The 3,838-nt window shown below is 41.2% G+C and carries 4 protein-coding genes; all 4 read right to left on the bottom strand.

Going from position 1 to position 3,838, the window contains the following annotated elements; all coding sequences use genetic code 11:
* The coding region (locus BIW53_RS03355; protein ID WP_483826425.1) for a transposase at positions 1 to 228 on the bottom strand (228 nt) is incomplete at its 3' end.
* Between the two features lie 279 nt (positions 229 to 507).
* Positions 508 to 726, bottom strand: coding sequence for a hypothetical protein (locus BIW53_RS03350; protein ID WP_084228053.1), 219 nt, complete (start codon positions 724 to 726; stop codon positions 508 to 510).
* The gene (locus BIW53_RS20475; RefSeq protein WP_084228052.1) at positions 726 to 2,012 is read right to left on the bottom strand and encodes a hypothetical protein; all 1,287 of its coding nucleotides are present in this window, start codon (positions 2,010 to 2,012) and stop codon (positions 726 to 728) included. Before BIW53_RS20475 ends, BIW53_RS03350 begins: the two co-directional genes overlap by 1 nt.
* A 1,016-nt stretch (positions 2,013 to 3,028) precedes the next feature.
* Complete coding sequence (locus BIW53_RS03335; protein ID WP_425415558.1) at positions 3,029 to 3,835, bottom strand: transposase; 807 nt, start codon at positions 3,833 to 3,835, stop codon at positions 3,029 to 3,031.
* Positions 3,836 to 3,838 lie beyond the last annotated feature (3 nt).

Here is a 3,838-nt window from a genome sequence, read left to right as displayed (position 1 = left end):
AAGCACCACATGGGTATGATTACTCATCACCGCAAAAGCACACACATCAATACAAAATATCTGAGCTAAAAATAGCAAGCGCTGCTCTACCCAACCTCGACGATGCTCGTATGATTTGCCCGTGAATTTATCTTCGCCGCACAAAAACGCACGGCGAACACAGCGTGACACACAGTGATAATAAGGCGTATCTGACAAACTAATTTGCCGCTTCCTTGCCAATCCCATCGCTCACTCCTTGAACTTAGAATTTGATTCAATTTTGAGAAGCTAAAAGTGTAGGCTAGCCACTCAAAGATTCAAATTTGAGTGACTGTCCTTTTAATTAATCCCATTCCCCATTAAGAAGCTAAAAGTGTAGGCTAGCCACTCAAAGATTCAAATTTGAGTGACTGTCCTTTTAATTAATCTACTGTCCTTTTAATTAATCTCAATAAAAAGCTTGGGGGAAGACAGATATATATAATGCCCCAGCTAGATTTGCTAGGGCATTTCTATTAGAGCCTATTACTTATCCCAGTTTGATGGCCAATCGTCAAGGTCACCTATAACTTCATTTTCACAAATGATGCTATACATTGGTTCTTCAGGGAAATCATTTATCCTAACTGTGTAGGTTACCCCTTTGAGTTCTGCTTGAAGCGGATACTCTGCATTTTTTGTAGGAAACCAAGCCAACCGTTGTTCCGTTAAACTTTCTAATTTAACTCCCATATCATTACTCATTACTTAATACCAAACCTCTTATTATACTCTTTACTTGTTCTATTGGAGCTATTGATGATGGCCTCAAAAATATCGTCACCAGCCATGCCCGCTTTTAAGTTTTTATTAACTAAATGCTCGAGTGTTGGGCCGTGGGGATTTTGATACTTTTGCAAATCACGTGCTCTAAGCATTTCAACTTCAACTGGATCAGCCATAAAACTCCTAGCTTTAATTCTAGCTTCGTGCCTGATTCCATGGGCTAATGTAGCTCTTTCTTCAGCACTGAAGCCATGGCGTAGCCATTGTTCATTTAGTTTCGAAACAGGTGCAACAGTTTCGTTATACCAAGATCTAACATCGCTATTTCCTAGATTTCCATTTTGAGCACGTAATTCGATATTTAAGGCTTTTTCCTTATGAGAAAGCACTGAAAAGCCTGAATTTTCACGAGCTAAACGGCTGGCATTTATATTGGCTTCAACTCTAGCCCTCTGGATAGACAGTGCCTTGATAGCTTTAGTCCCACTAAATAGCGCAGCTTCAGGTGCTACCACATAACTCAACACATCACCCATAAAGCGTCCTGATGCTTCCATTAGGGTTGTTGGCTTATCCAAGAATGAATACGTTTCAAACCCACCATTCATGTACACACCAACTGGCCCTTGAGTGATAAGCTGTGCTGTTCCTTGTAAGAACTGGGACGTCATATCAACAAGTTGAGTTCCTGCACCCCAAGCTGTATCTAACCATCCGCCCATTGGCGTATTGGCTTCTAAACCTAGATTGGTTCGATAACCGGCTCTTTGAGCCTCTGCCCAAGCAATATTAGCTTCGACATCAACACCTGACAGCAAACTGGTTGACGGACTATAACTTGGGTTAGCTGCATAGCTGTCAATGGTTCTTTGCGTCCATCTATCTGTAATTGCAGCACTTGCAGCCATGCGATTTTGTTGATTTACGTATTGCTCATAATCAATCGACGCAATGTTATGGCTAGTGAGTGCTGAATGATAGTTAGCAGACTCAACCACCCCTTGCTGCCTCGAAACCCTTCTGGCCTCATCTGCCGCAAACTGTGCATTAGCGCTTGCTCGTTGAGAAGCTTGCAACATACCCAACGTACTTTGTGTTGCTGCATTGACACTCGCTTGCGCGTCAACCAAGGTCTGATTCAGGTTTTTAGCCGTTTGCTGGTTCACTTTAGCTTGTGCATTGGCACTGAGCTTTTGACCTGTCTCATTGATGTATTTTTGACGTGCTGCTGATTCAACATGGTGGCTTACAATCGAATTCCCCAACGCATTGCCAAAGGCATCGGCTAGCTAAAGCAGCTAGCCGATATATTTAAATCTAGTAAAACAAAACCCCACTCAATATAAAAATCGTCATACTCAGTATTGGCAATAGAATAATTTTCCATACTGAGCGTTTCGCTAAACATTTTGTTTTAGCTAATCTAGCCTCTATCTCTTCAAACTTGATCCCGAAGCAACAGACTAAATAAGTGAGCAAAATGGCAAACACAGCAGCCAAAATCATTATCAGGTTTACATCGCCTCGAAATGAGAACAATTTACCAGTAAGTACTTCATTTATAAACCTATAACCGACAGCGTTAAAGGTATATAAAAGTGTACCAGCATGAAAAACCATCACCAGAAGAACTACAGTAACAAACCCCATTGACGGTACTAACTTACCAGTTTTTTGGTTTATCGATGTTTGATAATAAAAATACAAATAGTAGCTACGAATAAAGCTCAAAATACCCACTTAAAACCCTCCCGGTTCACGTACTTTAAAGTTAGGGTTAACTCTTTGGTTGGCCTCAATCATGTCACCAAATTGATACATTAGACCGGTCCAACTCTTCTTTTCAACGCCCATTTCTGTTGGATGGAATTTAGGGGTATAGCTATAACCAGATGCCTGTAGCGCAAAGTCTGTAATACCATAGATACCCGCGGGGATTGCTCCGACGCCAGTTAAAGAAGCTAATGCGAACGTACTATCAACGCCAAATTTGCCCCAATTACTGGCGATATCCGCTTGATTAGCTGGATTGTCCCAATTATGGTTTTCTTGATAAAGAATAAAGGACAGCCATTTTAAAACAAAGCTAAAACAACGCTTGCTGAACTATCCCTAACCCACTGACACCTGTTTCATTTATCTATGTTACCAAAAATGTTCCGATAATTGCTTATTGATTAATTCAACTGTGTGATTGTAGGCATTTTACCTCTACTTTAAACACGTCGAGTTCTACCCATTTATCAGCATTACGTTTTAACCTAGTAGTGCGAATTGGGTGTTAGACAAATAGCGCTTCACTACTTTTTATACTTCGTCGTCGTTTATGTTGCTGTCGCGCGCAGTACACATCAAGGTTATGCGCTTTACCTACTGCTCCATAAAACACCTTTTCAAACTGTGTGGTGAGTTTTACCCAGTTTTGCGCTTGAATGTTTAATCGTTTTAGAATGGGGGCTTCGTGTTGCTCTATGTAGCCACGCTTGTCGGTGCGAATACATTTGCCCGTGAGCTCAACAAGTTCTAAGTAAGATTTAAGCTCAAATGGTAAACCTTTTGGCATGTGTTTTCTGGGGCACCCTGCAAAGCGTGCAAGTACCTTGGGTTGTTTGCCCGCTTGTACATGTTCACAACGTAGTTTGATACTGGTATGGGCCGACTCTTCAGGCGTTTTTGCCATCTTCGCCCTGATAGGGTTTAAATCTACATAAGCCATGCAGGCCATTAATGCCGCCTCATCTAACAGCGCTTGGCTTTTAAACCTCCCTTCCCAAAAATGACCCGTGCATTTATCTTCTTTATTGGCTCTGCGAGCAATATGCTCATTCAGAACACGCATAAACCAGCTGATACTTGATAACCTAGTCCGATACTCTTTTATTTCTTGGTTTAAAAAGAAGCGCTGACCTTTATCTAAGCACACCCCTTGTAAGTACATCAGAGCAATCTTTGAGCCTTTAAACAACTTGTGCCAACGAAGTAGTATTGCTTTATCACTCAGTCTTTGGGCTTTTTTATCATCTATATAAAGCACCACATGGGTATGATTACTCATCACCGCAAAAGCACACACATCAATACAAAATATCTG

Source organism: Pseudoalteromonas byunsanensis (assembly GCF_001854475.1).
In the GTDB taxonomy this organism is placed as follows: Bacteria; Pseudomonadota; Gammaproteobacteria; order Enterobacterales; family Alteromonadaceae; genus Pseudoalteromonas; species Pseudoalteromonas byunsanensis.
Note: the sequence above shows the minus strand (reverse complement) of the source record. Positions and strands in the feature narration are given on the sequence as shown.